General features: G+C 66.0%; 23 protein-coding genes and 1 riboswitch. Of the genes, 11 read left to right on the top strand and 12 right to left on the bottom strand.

All coding sequences use genetic code 11. From position 1 onward, the window contains the following. Nucleotides 1-219: 219 nt before the first annotated feature. Nucleotides 220-999, top strand: a complete 780-nt coding sequence (locus G3N58_RS08625; protein ID WP_167043466.1) for an amino acid ABC transporter substrate-binding protein — start codon at nucleotides 220-222, stop codon at nucleotides 997-999. Between the two features lie 182 nt (nucleotides 1,000-1,181). Here G3N58_RS08625 and leuA read toward each other — a convergent pair whose 3' ends face one another. After that, on the bottom strand, nucleotides 1,182-2,888 hold the full coding sequence (gene leuA, locus G3N58_RS08620; protein WP_167283257.1) for a 2-isopropylmalate synthase: 1,707 nt from the start codon (nucleotides 2,886-2,888) through the stop codon (nucleotides 1,182-1,184). Between the two features lie 340 nt (nucleotides 2,889-3,228). Further along, nucleotides 3,229-3,885, bottom strand: a complete 657-nt coding sequence (locus G3N58_RS08615; protein ID WP_167043462.1) for a cadmium resistance transporter — start codon at nucleotides 3,883-3,885, stop codon at nucleotides 3,229-3,231. Between the two features lie 211 nt (nucleotides 3,886-4,096). Between G3N58_RS08615 and G3N58_RS08610 the strand changes: the two genes are divergently transcribed. Then, nucleotides 4,097-4,564, top strand: a complete 468-nt coding sequence (locus G3N58_RS08610; protein WP_205988903.1) for a hypothetical protein — start codon at nucleotides 4,097-4,099, stop codon at nucleotides 4,562-4,564. Between the two features lie 100 nt (nucleotides 4,565-4,664). Here G3N58_RS08610 and G3N58_RS08605 read toward each other — a convergent pair whose 3' ends face one another. Then, nucleotides 4,665-5,933: a DUF3443 domain-containing protein gene (locus G3N58_RS08605; RefSeq protein ID WP_205988904.1), complete on the bottom strand. Its 1,269-nt coding sequence runs from the start codon at nucleotides 5,931-5,933 to the stop codon at nucleotides 4,665-4,667. Between the two features lie 41 nt (nucleotides 5,934-5,974). Then, the gene (locus G3N58_RS08600) at nucleotides 5,975-6,424 is read right to left on the bottom strand and encodes a DUF2844 domain-containing protein (protein WP_167043456.1); all 450 of its coding nucleotides are present in this window, start codon (nucleotides 6,422-6,424) and stop codon (nucleotides 5,975-5,977) included. A 436-nt stretch (nucleotides 6,425-6,860) separates the two neighbouring features. Here G3N58_RS08600 and bamC point away from each other — a divergent pair, with 436 nt between their 5' ends. Both bamC and G3N58_RS08590 read left to right on the top strand, forming a co-directional pair. Further along, complete coding sequence (gene bamC, locus G3N58_RS08595; RefSeq protein WP_167043454.1) at nucleotides 6,861-8,090, top strand: outer membrane protein assembly factor BamC; 1,230 nt, start codon at nucleotides 6,861-6,863, stop codon at nucleotides 8,088-8,090. A 237-nt stretch (nucleotides 8,091-8,327) separates the two neighbouring features. Then, entirely contained in the window at nucleotides 8,328-8,474 is a 147-nt protein-coding gene (locus G3N58_RS08590) for a hypothetical protein (protein ID WP_167043452.1), read from the top strand. A gap of 612 nt (nucleotides 8,475-9,086) precedes the next feature. Here the strand turns inward: G3N58_RS08590 and G3N58_RS08585 are convergent. From G3N58_RS08585 to G3N58_RS08570, 4 genes are all read right to left on the bottom strand, one after another. After that, nucleotides 9,087-10,013, bottom strand: coding sequence for a DMT family transporter (locus G3N58_RS08585; RefSeq protein ID WP_205998929.1), 927 nt, complete (start codon nucleotides 10,011-10,013; stop codon nucleotides 9,087-9,089). A 395-nt stretch (nucleotides 10,014-10,408) separates the two neighbouring features. Then, a complete protein-coding gene (locus G3N58_RS08580; RefSeq protein WP_167043448.1) occupies nucleotides 10,409-12,007 on the bottom strand; it encodes an L-lactate permease in 1,599 nt (532 codons plus the stop codon). Nucleotides 12,008-12,478: 471 nt separating this feature from the next. Continuing rightward, complete coding sequence (locus G3N58_RS08575; RefSeq protein ID WP_205988906.1) at nucleotides 12,479-12,934, bottom strand: hypothetical protein; 456 nt, start codon at nucleotides 12,932-12,934, stop codon at nucleotides 12,479-12,481. Nucleotides 12,935-13,165: 231 nt separating this feature from the next. After that, nucleotides 13,166-13,378, bottom strand: coding sequence for a glycine zipper 2TM domain-containing protein (locus G3N58_RS08570; RefSeq protein ID WP_205988907.1), 213 nt, complete (start codon nucleotides 13,376-13,378; stop codon nucleotides 13,166-13,168). A gap of 33 nt (nucleotides 13,379-13,411) precedes the next feature. Here G3N58_RS08570 and G3N58_RS08565 point away from each other — a divergent pair, with 33 nt between their 5' ends. After that, on the top strand, nucleotides 13,412-13,720 hold the full coding sequence (locus G3N58_RS08565) for a hypothetical protein (RefSeq protein ID WP_205998928.1): 309 nt from the start codon (nucleotides 13,412-13,414) through the stop codon (nucleotides 13,718-13,720). Here G3N58_RS08565 and thiC read toward each other — a convergent pair. Then, nucleotides 13,683-15,614 carry a phosphomethylpyrimidine synthase ThiC gene (thiC, locus tag G3N58_RS08560; RefSeq protein ID WP_167043440.1) on the bottom strand — a complete coding sequence of 644 codons (1,932 nt, stop codon included), beginning with the start codon at nucleotides 15,612-15,614 and terminating at the stop codon, nucleotides 13,683-13,685. The two genes, G3N58_RS08565 and thiC, sit on opposite strands and share 38 nt — an antisense overlap. Nucleotides 15,615-15,707: 93 nt before the next feature. After that, nucleotides 15,708-15,826: riboswitch (TPP riboswitch) on the bottom strand. A 303-nt stretch (nucleotides 15,827-16,129) separates the two neighbouring features. Between thiC and G3N58_RS08555 the strand changes: the two genes are divergently transcribed. The 6 genes from G3N58_RS08555 to G3N58_RS08530 all read left to right on the top strand — a co-directional run bounded on the left by G3N58_RS08555 (nucleotide 16,130) and on the right by G3N58_RS08530 (nucleotide 20,986). Further along, the gene (locus tag G3N58_RS08555; RefSeq protein ID WP_167283251.1) at nucleotides 16,130-16,579 is read left to right on the top strand and encodes a hypothetical protein; all 450 of its coding nucleotides are present in this window, start codon (nucleotides 16,130-16,132) and stop codon (nucleotides 16,577-16,579) included. Nucleotides 16,580-16,688: 109 nt separating this feature from the next. After that, on the top strand, nucleotides 16,689-17,621 hold the full coding sequence (locus G3N58_RS08550; protein WP_205998927.1) for a DUF1223 domain-containing protein: 933 nt from the start codon (nucleotides 16,689-16,691) through the stop codon (nucleotides 17,619-17,621). A 51-nt stretch (nucleotides 17,622-17,672) separates the two neighbouring features. Beyond that, entirely contained in the window at nucleotides 17,673-18,314 is a 642-nt protein-coding gene (locus G3N58_RS08545; RefSeq protein ID WP_167283249.1) for a cytochrome b/b6 domain-containing protein, read from the top strand. Nucleotides 18,315-18,486: 172 nt separating this feature from the next. After that, nucleotides 18,487-19,278 (top strand): molybdopterin-dependent oxidoreductase, encoded by a 792-nt coding sequence (locus G3N58_RS08540; RefSeq protein ID WP_167043432.1) that lies wholly within the window; start codon nucleotides 18,487-18,489, stop codon nucleotides 19,276-19,278. An 86-nt stretch (nucleotides 19,279-19,364) separates the two neighbouring features. After that, entirely contained in the window at nucleotides 19,365-19,613 is a 249-nt protein-coding gene (locus tag G3N58_RS08535) for a pentapeptide MXKDX repeat protein (protein WP_167043430.1), read from the top strand. A gap of 443 nt (nucleotides 19,614-20,056) precedes the next feature. Further along, nucleotides 20,057-20,986, top strand: coding sequence for an EamA family transporter (locus tag G3N58_RS08530; RefSeq protein ID WP_167043428.1), 930 nt, complete (start codon nucleotides 20,057-20,059; stop codon nucleotides 20,984-20,986). Between the two features lie 233 nt (nucleotides 20,987-21,219). On the opposite strand, the gene G3N58_RS08525 is transcribed toward G3N58_RS08530, so the two are convergent. The 3 genes from G3N58_RS08525 to G3N58_RS08515 form a co-directional block, all read right to left on the bottom strand. Continuing rightward, the gene (locus G3N58_RS08525) at nucleotides 21,220-23,259 is read right to left on the bottom strand and encodes an NADPH-dependent 2,4-dienoyl-CoA reductase (RefSeq protein WP_205998926.1); all 2,040 of its coding nucleotides are present in this window, start codon (nucleotides 23,257-23,259) and stop codon (nucleotides 21,220-21,222) included. Nucleotides 23,260-23,422: 163 nt separating this feature from the next. Then, the gene (locus tag G3N58_RS08520; protein WP_167043424.1) at nucleotides 23,423-23,560 is read right to left on the bottom strand and encodes an entericidin A/B family lipoprotein; all 138 of its coding nucleotides are present in this window, start codon (nucleotides 23,558-23,560) and stop codon (nucleotides 23,423-23,425) included. Between the two features lie 223 nt (nucleotides 23,561-23,783). Further along, nucleotides 23,784-25,325, bottom strand: a complete 1,542-nt coding sequence (locus G3N58_RS08515; protein WP_346778251.1) for a sensor histidine kinase — start codon at nucleotides 25,323-25,325, stop codon at nucleotides 23,784-23,786. Between the last annotated feature and the right edge of the window lie 78 nt (nucleotides 25,326-25,403).

The raw sequence follows: 25,403 nt of genomic DNA, 5'->3' as shown, positions 1-25,403 counted from the left end.
ATCGCGTCGAATTCATGCGTCGCGGACTCGAGACGCGTTCTTTCCTCGCCGATCTGGCTTTCCATCGTGCCGCCCGGCACCGCTTGCCGCCTGGACCTGCTTCTTGAAAAAAACGACCGGTTTGCTACAGTCGGCCCATGCCGCCCGATAGCGCTCGCCAGCCGGCGCTCTCGGATTTCAATCCGGGCCACCGGCATGGCCAATCTGTTGGAGCCCTCGATGAAGCCGATTCGTTTGCTGGTGCTGGCCGTGCTGCTGCAGGTGGTCGCGAACCCAGTATTCGCCGGCGACAAACTCGCGCAGATCCGGACCTCGGGCGTGTTCCGCATCGGCACGGAGGGCACCTATGAGCCGTACAGTTTTCACGACGACGCGGGCAGGCTGACCGGTTTCGACGTGGAACTCGGCACGGCGATCGCGCAGCGTCTCGGCGTCAAGCCGCAATTCATCGAGGCCCGATGGGAAGGGCTGCTGGCCGGTCTCGACATCGACCGCTATGACGCGGTCATCAACGAAGTCGCCGTGACCGACGAGCGCAAGCTCAAATACGATTACTCCGATCCGTACATCACGTCGCACGCGGTGCTGATCGTCGCCTCGGACAACACGACGATCCAATCCTTCGACGACCTTCTGGGCCGGAAATCCGCCAATACGCCGACGAGCCATCTCGGCCGGATCGCGGCGGCGCACGGCGCGCAGGTGATCCCCACGCACGGCTTCGAGGAATCGATCGATCTGGTCGCCGGGGGGCGCGTCGATGCCACCGTCAACGATTCGCTGTCGTTTATCGACTACAGGAAGCGCATGCCCGGCGTGAGGCTCAAGGTCGTCGCGGTCGATACGTCGGGCGAGGACAGCGGCCAGTCCGCGGTGCTGATCCGCAAGGGCAATCCGAAGCTGCGCGCGGCGCTCAACGAGGCGCTCGCCGGCCTGAGAAAAGACGGCACATATCAGCGGATTTCGCAGAAGTATTTCGGTCGCGACGTGTTTCGTTGAGCGCGTGGCGCCGTTCTCGCGGGTGAGTCGGTGCGATGAAGCGGTGACATGAGCCGGTGAAACGAAGCCGCAATAAAAAAGAAGGGGCGTTGCAATTGCAACGCCCCCTCCCGATACTACCGCGCGCCGCACCGATTACCAGACCGGCACAGCGGACCGGCAACGCACACTACTCACGCGCCTCACACGGTTGCATCGCTCAAGGCCGCTTCGAAGAAGCGCTCCTGCGCTTGCGCATTGGCACGCGCATACGCGCGATTGACACCGCTGATCACCGCGCGGATCGACGCCGTCACGAGGTTCGCATCGACCCCGACGCCGAACGCGCTGCCGGACACCTCGGCGCCGGCCATTTCGGCGATCGCGATCGCGCGGGCGTCGGCGCCTTGCGTGAGCGCGCGTTCTTCGTAGTGCTGGATGCGCACCGGCACGTCGAAGGCATGCATCAGCGCGTCGAGCGGACCGTTGCCCGCGCCGGACAGCACGCGCGCCGTGCCGTTGATTTCGACGTTGAGCTTGATGTGTTCGCGGCCGTCACGCTCCGACAGGCTGTGGCCGATATAGCGGACCGGCTCGGCCGTGCTCACGTATTCCTGCTGGAACAGTTCCCAGATCTGCGCCGGCGTGACTTCCTGGCCGCTCTCGTCGGTGAAGCGCTGCACGGCCGAGCTGAAATCGACCTGCAGACGGCGCGGCAACACGACGCCATAGCTCTGTTCGAGCAGATACGCGATGCCGCCCTTGCCCGACTGGCTGTTCACGCGGATCACGGAGTCGTAGGTGCGGCCGAGGTCGCTCGGATCGATCGGCATATACGGCACTTCCCAGATCGCGTCCGGCTTCTGCGCGGCGAAGCCCTTCTTGATCGCGTCCTGGTGCGAGCCCGAGAACGCGGTGAAGACCAGATCGCCGACATACGGATGACGCGGATGCACCGGCAACTGCGTGCATTCTTCGGCCGTGCGCGCGACTTCGTTGATGTTCGAGAAATCGAGTTCGGGGTCGACGCCCTGCGTGTAGAGGTTCAGCGCGAGCGTGACCAGATCGACGTTGCCGGTGCGCTCGCCGTTGCCGAACAGACATCCTTCGATGCGGTCCGCGCCGGCCATCACCGCGAGTTCCGCGGCGGCCACGGCGGTGCCGCGATCGTTATGCGGATGCACGGAGACGATCAGCGAATCGCGGCGCTTGAGGTTACGGTGCATCCATTCGATCTGGTCGGCGTAGACGTTCGGCGTTGCCATTTCGACAGTGGCGGGCAGGTTGACGATCGCCTTGTGCTCGGGCGTCGGCTGCCAGATGTCGAAGACCGCGTCGCAGACTTCCTTGGCGAATTCGAGTTCGGTGCCGCTGAACACTTCCGGGCTGTATTGCAGTGTGAAGTGCGTGTCGGGCTGCGCGTCGGCGAGACGCTTCATCGTGCGCGCGGCCTTCTGCGAGAGTTCGATCACGCCGTTCTTGTCGAGGCCGAAGACGATCTTGCGGAATTCCGGCGCGGTTGCGTTGTACAGATGGACGATCGCGCGCGGGGCGCCGCGCAACGATTCGAAGGTGCGCTCGATCAGATCGTCGCGCGCTTGCGTGAGCACTTCGATCGTGACGTCGTCGGGAATATGGCCGCCCTCGATCAGCTCGCGCACGAAGTTGAAGTCGGTCTGCGAGGCCGACGGAAACGCGACTTCGATTTCCTTGAAGCCGATCTGCACGAGCGTCTTGAACATGCGCATCTTGCGCTCGGCGTTCATCGGTTCGAAGAGCGCCTGGTTGCCGTCGCGCAGGTCGGTGCTCATCCAGATCGGTGCGCGCGTGATGGTGCGCGACGGCCATTGGCGATCCGTCAAATTGATCGGCTTGAACGAGCGGTATTTGGTAGCGGGGTTCTTCAACATTTTCATCATCCGAGGGTGAGACCGTGGCAGGTGTCGACCGGACGACGAAAACGCGATACTGGGCCGCCGGTCGGAAACCGGGGCTGGGTCAGTTACTGGGGAATCAAGCGGTTGCTTCGGTGTATCAGAGAGAAGCGGACGCGCGCAGCAGCAGACCTAGCCCGGTAGAGCGGGCTAGTAGTAGCGATAGGGTGGTCTGGGCGCGGTACATAGGGCGCAATGGGAACATATTATCGGGATGGAGTCAAGGCTCGTGACTCGTGGCTCGTGGCTCGTGGCTCGTGGCTCGTGGCTCGTGGGGCAGCGGGCTTTGCGCCGTGGCGGTCCCGCACCGCGCCGTCTACAGCCCGAATACGACGTGCAACGTATCGTTGTGCACGATCGTCGATACGCCGATCGCAAGCAGGATCGGCGGCAGCAGCGCCGAGCCGTAGCGGCGCACCGGCGCGCCGAGTAGCGGATGCTCGACCAGCCATACGGCGCCGGCGCACCACAGCCCGATCATGACGACAAACACGAGCGATACGAGCGCGTTTTCGCCGACACCGTGGCTCGCGTACAGCGGCACATAGACGGCGAGATTGTCCGAGCCGTTGGCGATCGCAACGCTTGCGACGGCCCAGCTCGACGAGCCGCGTCCCGCGGGCGCCGGGCTGTGGCGAGCGGCCGGAGCATGCGCGGCGGGCTCGCCCGCATCGGGCTCCGCGCCGTTGTCCTCGCGTTGCGCGCGGGCGGGGCCGAAGCGCTCCCAGGCCTTGCTCAGGCCCACGCCGATCGGCAGGAACCCGAGCAGGCCGACATAGCCCGTCGGCAGGCGCGCGAGCAGCGCGGCGAGCAGCAGTGCCGCCGCGACGAGGATCAGCGAGCCCGCGTACTGTCCCGCGATCACGCGGCGGCGCTCGGCGCCGGCTTCGGTCAGAAACGCGAGCAGGACGAACAGGTTGTCGATATTGGTCGCGGCATAGGCGACGATTGCGAGCAGGACGAGGCTGAACATAAGGAAACGGATCGATACAGGATGGCAAAACCGCGCCGGGCCCAGTGGCCCTTCCGCTGGACGGCAACGCGGCCGACCCACACGATGCCGATGCGATCCGGCGAGGTCAAGCGGCATGCGTCAGGCGGCATGCGGCATGCGGCATGCGTCAGCGCCGCCGGCGGGCGGGGCCGTAAGCTACAATGGCCGACGGCTAAAAAACGGAATGTCGATGAAGATGCGGATTCTCCCTATCGCCTGTGTCGCGATCGCCGCCGCGCTGCTGACGGCCTGCACGATCGCTTCCCGCAACTCGGGCGCATGCGAGCAACTGATGCGAAACAGGCTGGCCGAAACGTCGTCGGATACGCTGCGTGTCGCGCATCGCGGCGTTGCGATTCGCGGCTCGCGCGTGGTGGTCGAAGGCTCGATCGAGCATGTGCCGAGCGCATCCGAAGTAGCCGCCTCGGCTGCGGCCGCGGCGTCCGCTCCGCGGGCGGCCTCGGCACCGGTCATGGCCTCGGCGACGAAGGAAGCCTCGGCTGTCGCCGTGGCGGCCAAGCCTGCGGCGCCCAAAAAGGTCGTGACACCGGCTGCCGCCGAATGCACGTTCCACGGCGAAGAACTCGACGTATTCCGCTGGCTCGCGCCCGCGAAGCTCGCGGCACCGGCGGAGCAGGCGGACGGCGCCGCGGGTTGAATCGACGGGAGCGCCGGTGCCAGGGCGGCACCGGTTTCCACCCCAGCCAGATTTCCTCGCCGCCTCGGCGCTGAATCCGTCAGCGCGCCTCCTCACTCCCTCAAAATGCGTAATACGGCCCGGCTCCGGCCGCCGTATTACGCGACGCGATTGCCGTATAAACCCGTCGCCCGTAGAAGAACGGCAAGCCCCACGCGAAGCCTTGGCTCGACGTGCCCGCGAGGTTGTCGAACGCGTTGTTCGACGACGCGAACAGCGTGCTCGCATTGCCGACATCGAACGCGACCGTGTTCGACACGCCATTGCTTCCTGCGATCGACGCGTTCGCGGCTTGCGTCGAGCCCGGGCAGTACCAGATGCCGCACAGCGGAAACTGCGACGAGTGGAAGAAGAACCCGTTCGAACCGCTGTCGAGGTAGCTCAGAGTATAGGTCTGCTCGCCCGCGGTCGTGGTCACGTAGCCCGTCACCGAATTCGCCTTGATGACGCTCGCGCCGCCGAGCGTGTTGTTCGCCTGCGTGCCGATGCCGAAGATCAGCGAGCCCGACACGCTCGCCGCGCCGGCATCGGCGACGGCGGGCAGGTCGATCACGACGCCGTTGTTGTCGAGCGCGAAACTGCTGACCGGGTTGGTCACCTGCTGCGCGACGGCCTGCGCGCTGGCCGTGCAGGTGCCGCTCGTGGTGCAGCTGTAGTACCAGCGCGGCAGCGCGGCGTTCGCGCAGCCGCTGCCGCAATCGACGGGGAACAGGCCCACGCCGAGAATGCCGTTCGAGTGCAGGCTCGCGACCGTCAGCATCGCCGGGCCCGCGTTTGCGCAGTCGGTCGGCGCGGCGGGCAGCGCCGGATCGGCGATCAGATGCATGGGAATCGCGGCGGCGAGCTGGCCGGCCATGCGCACGTCGGCGGTGCGCACCGAGCCCCACGCGTAGCCGCTGCCGAACACCGCGCATTCGCTTGCCATGCCGCCGCCCGATGCCACCGCGGGCAACGTAAAGCCCGCGGGCAGCGCCGACGCGAGAATGCGCAGGCCGTTCGAGCCCGTGTCGACCTGGATGTCGTCGATCGTCGCGCAATTGCTGGTGCCGGCCTGGCAGATCGTGACGCTCGTCGTCAGCATGTTGCGCGTCATGCCGGGCGATACGCCGACCGTGACCGGCTGCACGTTCGCCACGTTCGATTGCGGCACGCTCGTGTTCTGATTCGAATTCGACGTGCCGGCGCTGCTGGGCGAAGACGGCGTGCCGCCTGACGAGCCGGTTCCGGACGGGGTGGACGACGCGTTGTTCGAGCCGCCGCCACCGCCGCAGGCGGCAAGGGCCGCGCAGACGACGAGGGCGAGGGCGTAGACACGGAGAGCGGATTTCATGGCGGGGTGGGCATCGGGTGGGGCTGAAGGGCGGCTGCGCGTTACTGGAGATCGTCGGCCGTGACGCCGGCCGGCAAGGCCGCCGGCAGCCACGCGCGGCCGACGTAGCTGCGCATCGGGCCGCCCGATTCGACGATCACGTCGGGCCGCGCGATCCGAGACGCATGCAGGTTGCCGTTCGCGGACGCCGCAGCCGCGCCCGCCTGATACGAGCCGGCGTACTGGCCGAGTAGCGCGTGCAGGTCCGGCATGGTCGGGCCCTGCCACGTGTAGGCGACGATCTGGCCGGTGCTGGTCGCGTATTCGTTGAGGGTCGTGTTGCCGGCGTCGGTCATCGTGCGCACGCGCAGCGCGCCGTTGAGGATCGTGCGCGAGGCCGCCTGGGCGGGCATCGCGCCGCCGAGTTCGGCATAGGCGCCGGTGCTGGCGCAGCACGCGATGAGCGCGAGCGCCGCCGCACGCGCGGACGGATAAAAACGGGCTTTGAACATGGCGTGTATGCCTTGCGGGCGGGGGCGCCCGGGCTTTATTGAGATACGAATGAAAAATAACAGCCGGGTTTGGCTTCCTGTGACGTGCCCTGTCAGGCGCCGCCACACGCAATCTCAAAATAAAGCGGGATGTATTGCTTAAAGCCCTTTCAGAACAAGCGTTTAACCACGACGTAAGAACATTCTTAACGCCGTCTCATGACTGTTAGCGACCGTTAAATTTACCCGATGACAAAGCAAATAGGCGGGAAAAAACGCGAATTTTTTTAGGGAAAGAGGCATGGCGCACAGACATCCAGAACGAGACGCCGCCGGTGCGATGGGTGGACCAACCTGCGGGCAAACCCCAGTTTTTGCACACGCTTGCCCGGGACCGGTAAAATGTTGGGTTGATCCACGGAAACTTGCCGTGGCGTAGCGGAAGGATTCCCCGAACATGACTGATCTTCGTCTTACCAGGCGGTTTGCAGTAATGCTGATGGCGGGCGGGCTGGTTGCCGGCTGCGGCACCTCGTCGCCGAACAAAATCGACTACAAGAGCGACTCCCGGTCGAAGCAGGTATCGCTCGCGGTACCGCCGAACATGATCGACGAGACGTCCGATCAGCGCTCGCTGCCGCCGCAGGGTGGCGAAACCTCGCTGTCCACACTGAAGCAGGTGCAGGCACAGGCGCCGGCGGGCAATTCCGTGGTGGTCGTGCCGCCGGTTCAGGGCATGCATATCCAGCGCGACGGCACCGAAAGCTGGCTCGTGCTCGACAACAGAACGCCGGATCAGGCTTGGCCGCAAATCCGTCGCTTCTGGCAGGAGCAGGGCTTCCTGCTCGTCGTCGACCAGCGCGACAAGGGCGTGATGGAAACCGACTGGAACGAAACCCACGCGCAGATCAACGACGGCCTGATCCGCAACACGCTGTCGAAGGCGATGGGCAACAGCTACGTAAGCTCCGAGCGCAACAAGTTCCGCACGCGTCTCGAAGCGGCGCCGAACGGCGGCACCTACGTGTTCGTGAGCCAGAAGGGCATGCGCGAGGCGGTCACGGGTGCGAACAACGATTCGAGCCAATGGCAGCCGAAGCCGAACGATCCGGCGCTCGAGCAGGAATATCTGAAGCGTCTGATGGCATCGCTCGCGCTGGCCGATTCGCGCGGCGCGGCCGGCACGCCGAACGCCGAGCTGTCGCCGGCGGGCGCGCAAACCGCGCCGAACGCGGCCACGGCGGGCGCCAAGTCGGCGGCGGCTGCAACCGCGGCGCAGAACGTCGTGCTCGCGGCGCAGCAGCCGATGCCCGATCCGGACGCGCAGAATACCTCGGCGCAGTTTTCGTCGACGGAACTCACGCTGGGCGAGCCGTATGACCGCGCATGGCTGCGCGTGGGCCTCGCGCTCGATCGCAGCAACTTCACGGTCAACGACCGCGACGCGACCCGCGGCCTCTACTTCGTGCGCTACGTCGATCCGAAGGATCTGTCGTCGGCCGAGCAGGGCTTCTGGAGCCAGGTGTTCCACGGCAAGAAGGAAAAGGTCGCCAAGGAGTATCGCGTGAACGTGCGCGCGGTGACGCCTAACCAGACGCGTGTCGCCGTCGTCGACGACAAGGGGCAGATCGACGACAGCCAGCAGGCGAAGCAGATCATGAGTCTGATGGCCGACCAGCTGCACTGAGCGACGTTCGCGCGGCGAGGCCGCCGATTCGGAAGACCGCCCGGGTGAATCCCGGGCGGTTTTTTTTCGTCCGTTCGTTTGCCGTCCCGTTGTCCGTTTGCCGTTGCGTCGCCGTCGTATGCGGCGGCTCGCGGTTCATCGCGCTCGCCGCGTCGTCCTGCGCAACCGGTCGAGCCGCGCATGGCTTTTGCTTTTGATCCTGACAGCGACAGTCACCGGCCAGGAGCGGAGCCAGCCATGTTCGACGTGATCCCTTACTGGATGTGGGCAGTGAGCCTGCTCGTTCTTGCCTTGATGTGCGGCGCGGTGTTGAGCGTTCCCGAGCCACGCGAGCGCGGGAGGCCGCTACGACGAATCGCATCGGCGCGGGCGAGGCGGCTGTAGCGTCGACCGGCCCCGCATCCGTCCATGCACGTCCGCGATGCCGGCGTTTTCGCCGTGTGCAGCGCACGTAACGTGACGTTACGTTGGTGACGTAACCCGCGAAGTTCTCCGCCTTGCCGGCCATGCTTCGCTTCCTTTCTGTTTGAAAGAAAAATATCAATATAAATCAGACAGTTGCGGGCATCTGCGAGGGCTTCTCATAGCTGGCACGCAAGCTGCTTTATAAGACTCATGGGGCCGGATGGGATACCCGATGCGCATGCGCGGCGGATTCCACTTGCGTTTCAAATCATTGCGGTGCCGGCGTGCGAACCGGTACCGAGCCCGATAACGGCCTGCGCGTTGCGCGCGGCCCCGGTGGCCCCGTCGCCTATCCTCGTAGGGCGACGGTTTTTGCCCGCACTCCCAGGGAGTGCGGGCTATTTTTTCGTACTCAGGATTTGCAACGTAGCGCCGGATGGCCGAAGCGGCGGGGCGATTGACACCGCGCGGGCAGGAAAAGAGGCTGCGGACGTCGAAGGCGTGCGGAAACGGGGGGGGGGGCCGGCTAGGCGTAGGCCTGCGGAACTGCCGCCCGGCCGCCCGGCGAAGCCGCACCAGTACCCATGGCGCTCAGGTATCGGCGCGCCGCGTTCCTGTCCACGGCAGACGCTTCACGACTCCCGTTGCCAGCGCGGTACCCAGCAGAATCACAGCGCAACCTTCGAGCATGCCCGGCGACACGGCCTCGCCGAGAAACAGCGCACCCCACAGAATGCCGAACACCGGAATCACGAACGTCACGGTAATTGTGCGCGCCGGCCCGATGACCGCGACCAGATGGAAGAACATCATGTACGCGATGCCGGTGCAGGCGACGCCGAGCCCGATCACGGCGCCCCATGCGCGCAGCGAGATCGGCGCGGCGGGCCAGTCGATCACCGCGAGCGGCAGCAGCACGATCGTCGCGCCGAGCATCGTACCGGCGGCGATGGTCAGCGCATCGACGCCGGTCAGGTAGCGCTTCGTATAGTTCGCGGCGATGCCGTACAGCAGCGTCGCGCCGAGCGCGGCCGCCGCCGCGAGCGCCACGGTCGCAGGTGTGGCGGGCGAGCCGTCGGGCGCCACGATCTGGTCCCACACGAGCATCAGCACGCCGAGAAAGCCGACCGCGAGACCGAGCGTGCGTAGCGTGCTCAGGCGATCGCGCAGCCACAGGAAACCGACCAGCGCGCCCCACAGCGGCGTGCTGGCATTGATCACCGACGTCACGCCCGCCGACAGCGTCAGCTCGGCATAGGCGAACAGGCAGAACGGCGCCGCCGAATTCAGGATGCCGACCACCAGCAACGGCAGCGCGCGCGTGCGCAGCAGCGTGGCGGACTGTTGCAGCGGCCGTCGCGCGAGCAGCACGATGGTGAGAAAGATTGCACCGATGCCGACGCGCAACGCCATCAGCGGCGCCACGCCGAAGTCGTTCACGCCGATGCGGATGAACAGGAACGACGCGCCCCACAGGGCGGCGAGAATCATCAGTTGCAACAGGTTTCTGGCTTTCATTGGAAGGGCGCCGCGCGCGGTTGAGTCGGGACGCCTGAGCATCGTAACAGCGCGATCGTGCGAAACGTTTCAGCGTGGAATGAAACGGCAAGATGCGGGAGAGGGGGGCGTCCGGTGAACCCGATCGTAAGCGTTGCGCGGGCACGCGCAAAACGAGCAATTCTCACCGATATGTGAGAAAAACTACGATACGACGGGCGGAGAGGCCGGCCGTGCCCGTGCCGAACCGGCGGGCACGTGAAAAAACATGAGGTAAACCACAGTCTCAGGGGGCCGCGGCCGAAGCGCATCCGCTTCGACGCAGCGCCAGAGCCAGACGTGGACGCAACGCCGGTCAACCTCGACGCGGCGTCGCTGCCACCTCAATGCAACCTCAAGGCAACGTTAATGCAGCGTCAATGCGGAATCATCCACTGCAGGAAATTCTGCTGCGCCCACACGAGCACGCCGAGCAGCACCGTCAGCAGAATCGAATGCTTGAAGGTCTTCGCGAACACGACACCTTCCTTGCCCTTCAGTTCGGTCGTCGCGACGCCGGTCGAGATGTTCTGCGGCGAGATCATCTTGCCCATCACCCCGCCCGACGAATTGGTCGCCGCCATCAGCACCGGGTTCAGGTTGAGCTGGTTGGCCGCCACCACCTGCAGGTTGCCGAACAGGGCGTTGCCCGAGGTATCGCTGCCCGACAGGAACACCGCGACCCAGCCGAGGAACGCCGACACGAGCGGGAAGAACGGCCCGACCGAGGCGACGCCGAGACCGAGCGTGTAGGTGAGCCCCGAATAGTTCATCAGATAGGCGAGGCCGACGATGGTCGCGACCGTCAGAATCGCGATGCGCGTCTGCACCCACGTATCGGCGATCGCCTTGCCGAATTCGCCCGGCGACAGCCGCACGATGAACGCGGTGATGAGCGCCGCGACGAGAATCGCGGTGCCGGTCGCGAGCGGCTGGAAGTCCCACACCGCGCCGTACGGCGTGTTGTACAGCGTGATGAAGACGGCCTTGTCGAGACCGGGCCACGGCACCTTGACGTCGCCGATCGTGAAGATCTTCGCGACGGTCCAGACGATCACGACGACCGACACGATGATCCACGGATACCAGCCCTGCGCGCCGCCGACCTTGCCGCGCACCTCGTTGATGCGGTCGACGTTGACCGCGAACTTCGGATCGACGGCGGGCTTCCAGACGCGCAGGAACGCGATCGTGACGATCAGCGAGACCATCGACGACAGCACGTCGGTCAGGCTGTAGTTCACGTAGTTCGACGCGACGAACTGCGTGAGCGCGAAGCTCGCGCCCGACACGAGCAGCACCGGCCACACGCGCAGCATGTTGCGAAAGCCCGCGTAGACGGCGATCACGTAGAACGGCAGCAGCAGCGCGAAGAACGGCAACTGCCGGCCGACCATTTTCGCGAGCGCATCGGACGGCAGATGCGTGACCGCGCCGAGCACCGTGATCGGCACGCCGAGCGCGCCGAACGCGACCGGCGCGGTGTTGAAGATCAGCGTGAAGGTAAGCGCTTCGAGCGTCGGGAAGCCGAGCATGATGAGCAGCGAACTCGTAATCGCGACCGGCGTGCCGAAGCCGGAAATGCCTTCGAGCAGCGCGCCGAACGAAAAGCCGACCACCACGAGCACGATGCGCCGGTCGTTCGGCAGGTTGTCGATCATCCACAGGCGAAAGGCCGCGAATCGTCCCGAGCGTTGCGCGATGTTGTAGAGCAGGATCGCGGTGAAGACGATCCACATGACGGGCCAGCACGCGAACACGGCGCCCGCGGCCACCGAGTTGAACGCGAGTCCGACCGGAAACTGCCAGATGAAAATCGCTACGACCAGACCGATGACGAGGCCCGCGAGCGACGCCTGCCAGGCCGGCCTGCGGGCCCAGCCGAGCAGCGCGAGCACCGCGATGATCGGCAGCGCGGCGACGAGAAACGAGGGGAACAGCGAGTTGCCGACTGGAGTGAGTAGTTGATGAAACATCACGTCTCCTTCGTTGTTGTTGGGATCGACGCGTGGACTGCGCGTGACGGGCGCGTCGCGGTAGCAGGTAGATGCACCCCGGTGAAACGGGCGTACCGGGCATCGCCTGATTTAAGCGGGTGCTGCATGTGGCTTCCCCAAGAATAGAGCGCTGCGCGGCCGCGTCAAGCCGGGAAAGTACGGGCGTTCGGAATGGCGTGGTGCGATGGCTCACGCATGGCGCATGTCGGGCGCCGGGGGAGAAGATGAATCGCGCTCGATGGGCGCGCGAGGCAGAGCGTGAAGGAAGGCGCCTTCCAGGCGAGGGCGCATGAGCGAAAGCGCGCTTGGCGCGCACAGTACGCCGCGCCGGCAGCGCATGAAAAGCGGCGGGGGCGTGGGCGACTGACGCATGGACGGCGGATCGCGTCCACGCGCCTGCTCAATGGTTGGGAGCCGGGCGCCTGACATGGCCCGGCGTTCCAAACTGCTTCAATGCCAGTGCCGTCCCCACCCGCCGCCCCAATATCCGCCGACGCCGATCGCAATCGACGGCCCGTAATAGGCTGGGTACGGATAAACAGGCGGCGGATAGTACGCGGGATAAGGCGCGACATAAACGGGCGGCGGCGCGGCGACGGCGTAACCCGGCGACGAATTCTGCGGTGCCGTTTGCGGCTGTGCCTGCTGCTGGGCCGAGGACGGATTCGACGGATCGTCCGGCACGCCCTGCTGGGCCGTGGCCGGCGTGGCGTAGTACGACGAGTAGTACCCGCCCGGATAGTAGCCGGCCGGGTAATAGCAGCCCGACAAGGCGAGCGCGATGGCCGCGCCGCCGAGCATGGCGACGCGACGCGGGAGAGGCGAGAGGGTACGGATGGACGGTGTAGATTCGCGCGGCGGCCACGGACGTGCCGAGCGAATGGTGTTGACGACGCAAGGCTTCATGACACGCTCCTCGATGACCGACGCCGCCATGCGCGGCGTCATTCAGAGGAGCTTACGCTTTTGCGATGGAAGCGCTGTGGCAAAACCGTAACGGCGTATTTCAGTTCATTTCAGCGTCTGCCCGAGGCAAGCGCTGAGGTTTCCGTTGCTGTCGCAGGCGCCCGAAGATAATTCGGTATCCTGTACGAATCGCCGGGTGCTATCGAGTACTATCGGATGCTATCGGGCGGATCACCTGCCGATCTGATTGCCGATCACCCCACCCACCGCCGCGCCGCCGAGCGTCGATAAGCCGCTGCCGCCGATCACGGCGCCGGCTGCACCGCCGACGCCCGCGCCGATCGCCGTATCGCGCGTACGCGCAGACATGCCGCCGCAAGCCGCGAGACTGGCGACGACGGTTGCAATAGCGGCAAGCGTGCCGATGCGATGGGTCGTTTTCATGATGCAGACTCCGGGATTCGTTGGACCTGTTCGTTGAACCTGTTCGTGGCAGTGGGGCTCTCCCTGTCCTCGCCCCCGATCGCGGCCGCGCGCGTCGGCGCCGGTTGCGCGAGCCTGGCGGCAAAGCGCCGCTTTCGTCAGCGGATGTTTTCCTTCTGCATACCGATTCAGCACGGGGCGTGCCCGCTCTTCCGGCAGACGCAACGAAAAAAGCCCGCCATTCAGGCGGGCTTCGATGCTGCGCTTGCCAAGCGGCGCGTTCAGTTCAGCGACACGAAACACAATGTGCCGCGAGCGAAACCGCTCACTGACGCTGATAAATCTCCGCGCCTTGCTTCATGAACTCGATCGACTTCACTTCCATGCCTTTCTTCAGCGCTTCGTCGTCGGTCACGCCCTGTTGCGCGGCGAACTCGCGCACGTCCTGGGTGATCTTCATCGAGCAGAAGTGCGGGCCGCACATCGAGCAGAAATGCGCGACCTTGGCCGAATCCTTCGGCAGCGTTTCGTCGTGGAATTCGCGCGCCTTGTCCGGGTCGAGACCGATATTGAACTGGTCTTCCCAGCGGAATTCGAAGCGTGCCTTCGAGAGCGCGTTGTCGCGCACCTGCGCGCCCGGATGGCCCTTCGCGAGGTCGGCGGCGTGGGCGGCGAGCTTGTACGTGATGATGCCGGTCTTCACGTCGTCCTTGTTCGGCAGGCCGAGGTGTTCCTTCGGCGTCACGTAGCAGAGCATCGCGGTGCCGAACCAGCCGATCATCGCGGCGCCGATGCCCGAGGTGATGTGGTCGTAGCCCGGTGCGATGTCGGTCGTGAGCGGCCCGAGCGTGTAGAACGGCGCTTCGTCGCACCAGTCGAGCTGCAGGTCCATGTTCTCCTTGATGAGCTGCATCGGCACGTGGCCCGGGCCTTCGATCATCACCTGCACGTCGTGCTTCCACGCGATCTGCGTGAGTTCGCCGAGCGTCTTCAGCTCGCCCAGCTGCGCTTCGTCGTTCGCGTCGTAGATCGAGCCGGGACGCAGGCCGTCGCCAAGCGAGAAGGCCACGTCGTAGGCCTTCATGATTTCGCAGATCTCTTCGAAGTGCTCATAGAGGAACGACTCGCGATGATGCGCGAGACACCACTTCGCCATGATCGAGCCGCCGCGCGAAACGATGCCGGTCATGCGGTTGGCCGTGAGCGGCACGTATTGCAGACGCACGCCCGCGTGGATCGTGAAGTAGTCGACGCCTTGCTCGGCTTGTTCGATCAGCGTGTCGCGGAAGATTTCCCACGTCAGGTCTTCGGCCTTGCCGTTGACCTTTTCGAGCGCCTGGTAGATCGGCACCGTGCCGATCGGCACCGGGCTGTTGCGGATGATCCACTCGCGCGTTTCATGAATGTGCTTGCCGGTCGACAGATCCATCACCGTGTCGCCGCCCCAGCGGATCGCCCACGTCATCTTGTCGACTTCCTCGCCGATCGACGACGTCACGGCCGAGTTGCCGATGTTCGCGTTGATCTTCACGAGGAAGTTGCGGCCGATGATCATCGGCTCGCTTTCCGGGTGATTGATGTTGTTCGGAATGATCGCGCGGCCGCGCGCGACTTCCTCGCGCACGAATTCCGCAGTGATTTCAGCGAGGCCGTTCGGGCCGAACGCGCTCGCGCCGAACGCTTGGCCCGGATGCTGGCGGCCCATCATCGCGGCGAGCTTCGTGCCGTTCGGGCCGCTCGTCTTCAGGCTTTCGAGGTACTCGGCGCGGCGCTGGTTCTCGCGGATCGCGATGTATTCCATCTCCGGCGTGACGATGCCCTGCCTCGCGTAGTGCATCTGCGTCACGTTTTTGCCGGCGACCGCGCGGCGCGGCGTGCGATGCAGGCCCGGGAAGCGCAACTGCGCGGTGGCCGGATCGGCGGCGCGTTCGCGGCTGAAGCTGCTCGACAGGCCGGTGAGCGGCTCGGTGTCGCCGCGCTCTTCGATCCACGCCTCGCGCAGCGCCGGCAGACCCGCGCGGATGTCGATCTTCGCGTCCGGGTCGGAGTAGGGGCCCGACGTGTCGTAGACGTAGATCGGCGGGTTCTTTTCGCCGCCGAAGCTGTCAGGCGTATCGGCCTGGGAGATTTCGCGCATCGGCACGCGGATGTCGGGGCGCGAGCCGGTCACGTAGACCTTGCGGGAATTCGGCAGCGGCGCGACGGCGGCTTCGTCGACATGGGCGTCGGCGGACAGGAACTTCGGGTTGGCGTTCATGCAAATCTCCATGCTAAGCAATGTGGGGCGGCTAAGCAGGAGACCGAGACGGAAGAGGTCGGAAATCGCGAGAGATGAGGCGGTGCAGCTGGAGTGCGAGATCCGTACGCTTCCCTGCGCTGGCATTATCCAGATCAGGTTCAAAGGGTATTTCTCACCCACGTGGCACGGACCTCCAGACACCGTGCCACGCAGGACCCCCGCGTTAGCAGCGCACACGATACACCGGCCGCCCGCTGTTTGGCAACCCATCCAGATAGATCAAGCGAGGGATTGGGTTGCAATCAGACATATCCTATTCTTGTTCTGACACCGTATTGAACAGCGATGGCCGACAGCGAAAAAACGCCCGCGGCTTATCTCGAAAAATTCCGTTAAAGCTCGGTTCAAGCGGGTCGACCCATTGCCGTCCAGCCAGGTGCGGCAAGGCGGCTGTCCGGCGCGGCGATTCGCGCGGGGCGGCGCGCGAATGGCGCGAGGCGACTCGCGCCGATTGACAAAAAAGCGAGGTGTGCATGAAAGCGGAAACAGGGCGGTGGCCGGCGTTCGGCAGGAAGGCGGCGGTAGCGGCGTTGCTGGCCGCGCCGCTGGCGGCGTCGGCGGCAACGGGCGGGGTGATCCGGTTCGTCGGGATGGTCGTGGCGCCGCAGCTGGAAATCAGCGCGGATGCCGTGCCCACCGTCGCGAGCGCCGGCGGGGCGGCGGTGGCGGGGCAGGGGCTCGCGCGCACGGTGACGTTCGGCGCGTCGCCGGGCGTCGGCGGCGGCGTGGATGTCGCGCTCGAGGTCAACGGCGATGCACGCTCGCGCGATCTCGTGGCGGCGCGTTTCGTCGACGGTGGCGGGCGCGTGACCGCGGCTCGCGATGGCCGCTATGACGTGGGACAACTGGGCGGCGTGCTGTCGCTCTCGGCGCAGCGCGCCGACGTGGACACGCGTGTCACGGTGGTCGTCAGCTACGAGTAAGCCGCGAGGTCCGTGGCGCCTGCCAGCCGCTGTCGAAAAAAAATAAAAACAGGCTGTCATAACCGGCGGCGCGGTTCGACCAACGTGCAGATTCCTTGTGGAGCACGTCATGTCGACCGCGCGCAGCCGTTCAACGCTTCGATATTGGGTTTTATCTTTCGCGCCAGTTTTCGCGCTGGCGATCTTCCTTTTCAGCGCTGGCGCCGGCAGCACTCGCGCCTACGCAGCCGCTGCCGCCTGCGCGGCGCACAGTCCCGCGCATCGCGTGGCGCTCGTCGAGTTGTACAGCAGCGAAGGCTGCGATAGCTGTCCGCCCGCCGACCGCTGGCTCGGTCAATGGAAAAGCGGCGCGGCCGCGCAGGGCATCGTGCCGCTCGCGCTGCATGTCGATTACTGGAACAGCCTCGGCTGGACCGACCGCTTTGCCCAGCCTCGCTTCACCGAACGTCAGCAGACGCTGACGAAGCTCGCGGGCGCTCACACGGTCTATACGCCGGAAGTGTTCGTCGCGGGTCACGAACTGCGCGACTGGTCGCGGCGCGACAGCTTCGCGAGCCGCATCGACTGGCTCGTCGCCGAACCGGCGCAGGCGAGCATCGCGCTTGCGTTGACGCCGCGCATGCCCGGCGCGTTCGATGTCGATGCGCGATTCCGCAGCGAGGCCGCGTCCGCTGCCGGTCCGTTGAGCGCCTATCTCGCGGTCTACGAAAACTCGCTGATGTCGCAGGTCGGCGCCGGCGAAAACCGCGGCGCGACGCTGCATCACGAGCGGGTCGTGCGGCAGTGGCTCGGTCCCATACCGCTCGTCGCGGGCCATGCGCGGATCAGGCAGGACATCCGCATCGAGGACGCGCCGGCCGATGCTGGCACCAACGCCAACGCCAACGCCAACGCCAACGCCAACGCCAACGCCAACGCCAACGCCAACGCCAACGCCAACGCCAACGCCAACGCCAACGACCGCTTCGGCGTGGTCGCCTTCGTCGAGAACGACGCGACCGGTGACGTGCTGCAAGCCACCGAACTGGCCGCCTGCCATTGAACACCATCCAGCCACCACTCCGGATTGCCCCATCCGCCTCAGGAGAGCCCCATGTCCACGCCCCACACCTTGCGCGACAGCGCGCCCCCCGCGACGCCGAACCGGCACCGCGCGATCCATCCGCTGTGGGTGCGCGTCACGCACTGGCTCAACGCGCTCGCGGCCATCGTGATGATGCTGTCGGGCTGGCGCATTTACGACGCCTCGCCGATTTTCCCGGCCTTCAGCTTTCCGACCGCGATCACGCTCGGCGGCTGGCTCGGCGGCGCGCTGCAATGGCACTTCGCGGCGATGTGGCTGCTCGTGTTCAACGGACTCGTCTATCTCGCGCTGAATCTCGCGAGCGGCCGCCTCGTGCGCAAGTTTCTGCCGCTGACGCCGCGCGCGGTGCTGCGCGACTTCGTCGCCGCCTTGCGCGGCCGGCTCTCGCATGCCGATCTGCGCGACTACAACGCGGTGCAGAAGCTCGCCTATCTGTTCGCGATCGTCGATCTGATCGTGCTGGTGCTGTCGGGGCTCGCGATCTGGAAGTCGGTGCAGTTTCCGCTGCTGCGCGAGCTGATGGGCGGCTATGACAACGCGCGCATCGTCCATTTCACGGCGATGTCGCTGCTGGCCGCGTTCCTCGCCGTGCATCTGGCGATGGTGGCGCTCGTGCCGCGCTCGCTGCTCGCGATGCTGCGCGGCCGCTGAGCCGCATGCAAGCGCAGGCTCCCGGACAACCCGCAATGACACACCCGACACACCCGACACACCCGACACACCCGACACACCCGACACACCCGACACACCCGACACACCCGACACACCCGACACACCCGACACACCCGAACCACAGCATGCACAACGTTACGGATGGCGAATCATGACCAAGCCCGATGATCGATCCACGCAACGCGGCCTCCAGCGGCTGGACCGCGCCTCGATCCTGCTCGATGCGAAGCGCGAGCTCGCGATGCCGTCGCGGCGTCTGTTCGGCAAGCAGTTGCTGACGCTCGGCGGTCTGTCGATGCTGACCGGCTGCTCGCTGACCGACGACGCCTCGGTCAACCGCTTCCTCACCGCCGTCTCGCGCCTGAACGACCGCGCGCAGGCCGCGCTGTTCGATCCGCGGCAACTCGCGCCGACCTACACCGAGGCGCAGATCACGCGGCCGTTTCCGTTCAACGCGTTCTACGGCATCGACGACGTGCCGCACGTGGACGGCGCCGACTACCGCCTCAAGGTGAGCGGCCTCGTCACCGGCCAGCGCGTCTGGACCCTGCCCGAGCTGTATGCGTTGCCGCATGCCGAGCAGATCACGCGGCATATCTGCGTGGAAGGATGGAGCGCGATCGGCCGCTGGGGCGGCACGCCGTTCGGCGATTTTCTGCGGCGCATCGGCGCGGATACGAGCGCGAAATACGTCGGCTTCAAATGCGCGGACGACTACTACGAAAGCATCGACATGGCGACCGCGCTGCATCCGCAAACGCTGCTGACGTTCTCGTACGACGGCGAGCAACTGCCCGCGAAGTACGGCTACCCGATGAAGCTGCGCATGCCGACCAAGCTCGGCTACAAGAATCCGAAACACATCGTCGAGATGTTCGTCACCAACACCTACCCTGGCGGCTACTGGGTCGACCAGGGCTACAACTGGTTCGGAGGCTCCTGACGCACGCGTCGGCGGCTTCGGAAATACGCCGGCCCGCGCCGGTTTCGCTTGATTTACCCCCACCCACTGACAAACGGAGTTATCCCATGAAAAAGTTCGTAATCGCAACGATCACGCTCGCCATGCTGGCGGGCAGCGGCGCCGCCTTCGCTCAGGCGAGCGGGGCGATGTCCCACGATTCGATGTCGAAGGACGCGATGTCGAAAGATTCGATGTCCAAAGACAGCATGTCGAAGGACAGCATGAAAAAAGACGCCATGAAACACGACGCAATGAAGAAGGATGGCGGCGCGATGGGCATGAAGCACGAGGCGTCGGGCGCGATGGCCAACTGAGGTCCCGGGCGCGCCTGACCCGTGCCGGCGGTCCCGGCGCGGCAGGCGAAAAAAGCCGGTAAAAAGCAGCCAAAAAAGCAGCAAGAAAGCCGGGTTGATGCGCCCGGCTTTTTTCTGTTGTAACGATGCCAAAAAGTTACGATTCTCCCGAGCGATGCAGTGTGCGCTTACTGCATAATGCGGTGCGCGCCGCATTCGGCGCGTGCCGGCCGCGGCGCTTGCAGCGTCGCCGCGGATCGCGGCCCCATTGGGCACATTGGCGCTATCGGCCCACGGGCCGCGGGGGCCATCCGCATCGCTTTTTCGCTCCATCGACATGTCCGCCAGCTTCGCCCGTCAGACCGCATCGCCGATGTGGCGTCCGCCGTCCCGCACGAGGGAGGGCAGCGCAGGCGCGAGGCTTTTCCCGTGGATACGCTCGACGATGCAGGCGGGCTGAACGCATGTCGTCGCCCCGTTCCGTTTTTTCTCCGCGTCACTGGCCGATCCGTGCGCCGCGCTCGCACAATGGCCAGATCGCGCTCGCACTCGCCGTCGTCTATCTCGTGTGGGGCTCGACCTACCTCGCCGTGCACGTCTCGCTCGGCTCGTTTCCGCCGCTCCTGCTCTCCGGCTTGCGCAACCTGTTCGCCGGCCTCGGCCTGTTCGTGCTCGCGGTGCGCCGCAAGCCGATTCCGCCGAGCTTCGCTGAAATCCGCAACGCCGGGCTCGTCGGCACGATGCTCGTCGGTTTGTCGAGCGGCATGCTCGCCTACGGGATGCGCACCGTCGGCACCGGCACCGCGGCTGTGATGGTCGCCACCGTGCCGCTCTTCGCGAGCGTGATCGCGGCGCTCGCGGGCCGCAAGATCGGCCGCGGCGAATGGTTCGCGGTTGCGCTCGGGCTCGTCGGCATTGCGATTCTGAGCCACGGCGACACCACGCCTGGTTCGGCCGGCGGCAGTCTCGCGATTCTGTGCGGCGCGCTGTTCTGGGCCGGCGGCGCGCATCTGGCCGGGCAACTGAAGCTGCCCTCGGACCTGTTTCTCTCGACCGCGCTGCAGATCGGCCTCGGTGGCGCGGTTTCGACGCTGGTCGCGTGGATCTCGGGCGAGCGCATGCTCGAACTGCATGTGCTGCCGCTGCTCGCGTTTCTCTATCTGATGCTGATCGGCACGATGGCCGCGTACGTCGCGTACGGTTTCCTGATTCGCCATACGAGCCCGATCATCGCAAGCAGCTGCATGTACGTGAATCCGGTCGTGGCGGTCGCGCTCGGTGCGTTGCTGCTTGGCGAGCCGGTCACGCGCTACACGGTGGTCGCGACGATCGTGATTCTCGTGAGCGTCGGCTTGTCGTTCTGGTTCGATTACCGGAAGAAGGGGCGCGCGTGAGGTGTGGGACGGGATTCACGTTCACGCGAGCGTGCTTGACGTAAATTCCGTGCAATGCGCCGCGCATGTCTTTGCGTGTGGCGTGCGTTGCGGGTGGGGAGCATAGGGCGGTGGAGCACGGTGGTGGGGTACGACCGCGGGGGATGACCGCGGGTCTGACCGTAGAGTCAGCGGTGGCGCACAGCACACCCGATCGCCATACGCCCCTCGGCCTTCGAGTTGCCTCACCACCCTCAAAGCCGCGCCGCCAGTTCCGCACCCTCGCGGATCGCGCGTTTCGCATCGAGCTCGGTCGCGAGCTTCGCGCCGCCAATCACGTGATAACGCGGCCTACCGTCGCTCGTGCCGCCGGGCGTCGACGGCAGCAACTCGCGCAACGATTCCTGCCCCGCGCACACGACAATCGTCTCGACCTCGAGCCACTCGTCGGCACCCGCGCGCGCGATCTTCAGACCGCGCGCGCCGATCTCGCGATACTCGACGCCGTCGAGCATCTGCACGCCGTTTCTGGCGAGCGTCGCGCGATGCACCCAGCCCGAGGTCTTGCCGAGTCCCGCGCCGAGCTTGCCGGCCTTGCGCTGTAGCAGCCAGATCTGCCGCGCCGGTTGTGGCGCGGACGGCGGCTTGAGCCCGCCGCGCTCGCGCACCGCGAGATCGACGCCCCATTCGTCGAGCCACGCATCGCGCGGTATCGGCAAGGGCTCGCCCGCGCGATGCAGCAGGAATTCGCTGACGTCGAAGCCGATGCCGCCCGCGCCGATCACCGCGACGCGCGCGCCGACCGGCGCCCCGCGCAGCACGTCCACGTAGGACAGCACATTGGGCCCGTCGATGCCGGCGATCGACGGCCGCCGCGGCACGATGCCGGTCGCGACGACCACGTCGTCGTAAGCGCCGGCGGCGAGCAGCGCGGCATCGGCGCGCGTGCCGAGCCGCACGTCGACGCAATGCCGCTGCAACTGGCTCTGGAAATAGCGGATCGTCTCGCTGAACTCTTCCTTGCCCGGCACGCGCATCGCGAGGTTGAACTGGCCGCCGAGCCTGTCGCTCGCTTCGAACAGCGTCACGCGATGGCCGCGCGAAGCCGCCACCGTCGCCGCCGACAAACCGGCCGGTCCCGCGCCGACCACCGCGATCGAACGCGCGGACTGCGGACTTGCGAGCGGCCGGTAGAGCAGTTCGGTTTCGCGTCCCGCGCGCGGATTCACGAGACAGCTCGCGCGCTGATTCCTGAACGTGTGATCGAGGCAGGCCTGATTGCAGGCGATGCAGACATTGATTTCGTGCGCGCGGTTTTCGGCAGTCTTCAGCACGAACTCGGGGTCGGCGAGCAGCGGCCGCGCCATCGACACCAGATCGGCCGAGCCGTCGGCCAGCAGCGTCTCGGCGACCTCGGGCGTATTGATGCGGTTCGACGCGATCACCGGCACGTTGACGGCGGCCTTCAGGCGCGCGGAGAGCGAGGCGAAGGCCGCGCGCGGCACCGAGGTCACGATGGTCGGCACGCGTGCCTCGTGCCAGCCGATACCGGTATTGAAGATCGTCACGCCGGCCGCTTCGAGCGCCCGCGCGACCTGCACGGTTTCGTCCCACGTATTGCCGCCTTCGACGAGATCGATCAGCGACAGCCGGTACACGACGATAAAGCGCTCGCCGCACACCGCGCGCACGCGTTCGACGATCTCGCGCGCGAGCCGTATGCGGTTCTCGATGCTACCGCCGTACCGGTCGGTACGCCGGTTCGTGCGCGGGCAGAGGAACTGGTTCAGCAGATAGCCTTCGCTGCCCATGATCTCGATGCCGTCGTAGCCCGCGCGTTGCGCGAGCCGTGCGCAGCGCGCGTAATCGCGCACGGTCTTCGCGATGCCGGCGAGGCTGAGCGCGCGCGGCTTGAACTTCGAGATCGGCGACTTCAGCGCGGACGCCGAGACCACGAACGGCTGGTAGCCATAGCGGCCCGCGTGCAGGATCTGCAGCGCGATCTTGCCGCCCTCGGCATGCACGGCCTCGGTCACGAGCCGATAATTGCGCAGATCGAATACCGAGTTGAGCGTGCCGCCGAACGGCAGCAGCCAGCCCTCGCGATTCGGCGAAATGCCGCCCGTGATGATGAGTCCGACGCCGCCTTTGGCGCGCTCGCGGAAATACGCGGCGAGTTGCGGGTAATGCCAGAAGCGGTCTTCCATGCCGGTATGCATCGAACCCATCACGACGCGATTGCGCAGGCGCGTGAAGCCCAGGTCGAGTTCGGCGAGCAGGTGGGGGTAAGACATGCGGGGGACCGTGTAAGTAGGGGAGCCGCTCGCACGATACACCGCGCGCCGGGCCAGGCCGCCGAGGAAAAATTCTAAATTCCGCGAGGCATGAAAAAGCCCGCCGCGGTTTCCCGCGGCGGGCTCATCCTGACCCTGCCCGAACCTCCATTTATGGGTTCTTTTACTTGTTCTGTTCCGCGGAGTTCGTAATGGCGTTGCCGCCCTTCGAAATGTCTTCGCCGGCGCCCGCCACCGTGTTGCAACCGCTGGCAAGCATCGCCGTTCCGGCAAGCACAAGCAAAGCGATCAGTCGAGTCATGAAAGTTCTCCTTGTCGAGAATGCATCGGTTGATGTCGGCCGACCGGCGCCATGCCGGTCGAACAGGTTTCGATCCGGTCCCGAATCAGTCTCGAACCGGCCTCGCACCAGCCATGACTGCATGGTAAGAAAAGGGCGGAGCGCGCGCTGTCGGTCGCGCGGCGATTTTGTTGTAGGCGGGCTCCGGTGTTTGCGTCGGCGTCGTCCTACAGCGGGGCACGCCTCATGCCGCAGGGCCTTGCCCGACGAGGCCTGGCGACGTGGGCGGCGCGGCGGCCGGCGTGGCTGGGGTGGCCGACCCGGGCGCGGCCACTGCCGCCGATTGCGGCAGATCGACCGACGGCGTCGCCGTGCTGACGCTCGGCATCACCACGTCGATCTCGGTGCCGCCCGGCGTGCCGCGCCGGATGTCGAAGCGTCCGCCATGCGCGGCGACGCGCTGCCGCATGCCGAGCAGGCCGTGCGTATGCGTGCGTGTCAGGTCGGCCGGCATGATGCCCACGCCGTTGTCGCCGATATGCAGCGCGACCTGGCCGTCGTCGACCCGCAAGGCGATCGATACCTTCGAGGCCCGCGCGTACTTCGCCGCATTCGTCAGCGACTCCTGCGCGACGCGAAAGAGCGCGATCTCGGTCTGCTCGTCGAGCTGGACGTCGTCGGCGGGCAGGTGCAGGTCGAGCGTCCAGTTGTTGCGCTGCGCGGCTTCGTCGGCGAGCGTGCGCAGCGCCGTGACGAGCCCGAAATTGGCGAGCACCGTGGGCCGCATGTCCTCGATGATGCGCCGCTTCAGCGCGATGCCCTGGTCGAGATTGGCGAGCGCGCGCCTGAGCTTGTCGGCGAGATCGGGTTCGCTGTCTTCGAGCTTGCGGCGCGCCCATGCGACGTCCATCCGGCACGCGGTCAGAATCGCACCGAGTTCGTCGTGCAGTTCGCGCGCGAGCTGCGTCTTTTCGTTTTCGCTGACCGCCTGCAGGTGCCAGCCGAGCGCTTCGAGCTGACGCGTGCGCTCGTTGACGAGCTGGTCGAGTTCTTCCTGCTGCGTAATCAGTTGACGCTGCGCGCGCGTCTGCCGGTCGATCTGGATGCCGAGATCGCGAAACAGCAGGATGAACAGCACGATGTTCAGCGCCGAAAGACCCGCCGCGCACAGCGTCGAGAGCCGCTGATCGGCGCGGCTCGCGGCGAGCGCATGTTGCGCGCGGCGCTCCTCGTCGTCGCGCAGCAGCGCGAGCGTGCTGTCGATCAGCGACGCGCCGGCGGGATTCAGCCTGGCTGCCGGCCCGCAGGCGCCAAGATCGAGCCGATGCGGCACCGCCTGTTGCAGCACAGTTGCGCCCGCACCGATGCGCGCGTCGATCAGCGCGACGATCTGCGTGAAACTCGCAAGCTCGGCGCTGTCGGCGCGGCTGTCGCGATAGAAGCGCTCCAGTTGCCGCGTGTTCTCGCGGATGCGCGCGGCGCTCGCGCAAAAGGCCTCGGCGGAAGCCATGTCCTGCGTCAGCAGAAAATGATTCTGCTGCGCGGCGAGCCGCGACAGTTCGCTCGCGAGCGTGCTGAGCCGCACGGTGACGTCGCGTGCTTCGAGCGCGGTTTCGTACTCGGCCGCGATGCGCTGGCGTGCGGTTTCGAGAATCACGAGACCGCCCACCGTGATGACGATCGCGACCGTCATCGCGATGGCCCAACTGCGCTTGCGCATCCAGTCGGCGAGCCGCGCCGTGACGCGAGGGCGGCTCAGTTCCGGCGCGTTCTGTGCGTTCTGCACGTTCGACACATTCGGCTCCTCGGATCGGGATCGGCTTCAACAGCGACTTCGATATCGGCCTCGATATCGCACTCGCCC

The sequence above is a fragment of the Paraburkholderia sp. Ac-20342 genome (genome assembly GCF_017104985.1).
Classification (GTDB): domain Bacteria; phylum Pseudomonadota; class Gammaproteobacteria; order Burkholderiales; family Burkholderiaceae; genus Paraburkholderia.
This window is presented reverse-complemented; position numbering and strand designations above follow the sequence as displayed.